Origin of the sequence: Collinsella sp. AM24-1 (genome assembly GCF_003470325.1) — a bacterium.
Classification (GTDB): Bacteria; Actinomycetota; Coriobacteriia; order Coriobacteriales; family Coriobacteriaceae; genus Collinsella.
Window position 1 is genome coordinate 1 of record NZ_QRHM01000055.1, and the last position, 1,034, is coordinate 1,034.

General features: G+C 77.1%; 1 pseudogene. It reads left to right on the top strand.

The window, feature by feature from the left end:
• Positions 1 to 1,034 (top strand): annotated as a pseudogene (locus DW661_RS10000) (hypothetical protein); the annotation flags it as partial.

The window sequence follows — 1,034 nt, forward strand, 5'->3', positions numbered from 1 at the left end:
GGCACGACCGGCAGGGGGCTCCCCCTCGAGGCGCTGCGCCTCGTCCTGTCCGACGCCTCGACCGGCGAGCCCCTCGGCTCTGACGCCCTGTCCGTCGAGGCCCACGTCTCCAACGTCGGCTGGCAGGCCGCCGTCGGCAACGGCGGCACCGCCGGCACCACCGGCCAGGCCCGCGCCGTCGAGGCCCTGAGGGTCAGGCTGTCCGCGGACCTGTCGGCCCGCTACACCGTCTGGTACCGCGTCCACTCCGCCGAGTTCGGATGGCTCGGCTGGGCGTGCGACGGCGCCGACGCCGGCTCGGCGGGCTACGGCCGCGCCGTCCAGGCCGTCCAGGTCGCGGTCCTGCCCAAGGGCGACCCCGCCCCGGGCGACACCTCCACGCCCTTCGTCGACAGGTCCTCCGAGCCCCCCTCGGTCTCCTACCGCGCCCACGTCGCCGGCATCGGCTGGCAGGGCGCCGTCTCGGACGGCGCCGTGGCCGGCACCACCGGGCAGGGCCGCGCCCTCGAGGCCCTCTCGGGCTCCGTGTCCTGGTACGGGCACGGCTCCTCATCCCTCGAGGTGAGGGCCCACGTCTCGAACGTCGGCTGGCAGGGCTGGACCTCGGGCGCCGCCGGCACCACCGGGCGCTCCCTGGCGGTCGAGGCGCTCCAGTTCAGGCTCTCCGGCGAGGCCGCCTCGTCCTACGACGTCTGGTACCGCGTGCACTGCGCCGACTACGGCTGGCTCGGCTGGGCCAAGGACGGCGCGTCCGCGGGCACGGTGGGCCTGGCGAAGGCCGTCCAGGCCGTCCAGGTCGTGCTCGTCCCCAAGGGCGGCTCCGCGCCGGGCCCGGCCGGCGGCGCCTTCCGCGGCGCCGGCGAGCGCCTGTCCGGCTCGGCCCTCTCCGTCTCCGGCTCGCCGGCGGGCTCGTCGTTCTCCGGCGGGGTCCTGACGCTCGGCTCCGAGAGGGGCCCCGTGCTGGGCTCCGTCGCCGCGACCGTCGACAACCTCGAGTCCGACGGGTCGGTCGGCTACCGCGGCCTCCTGCTCGG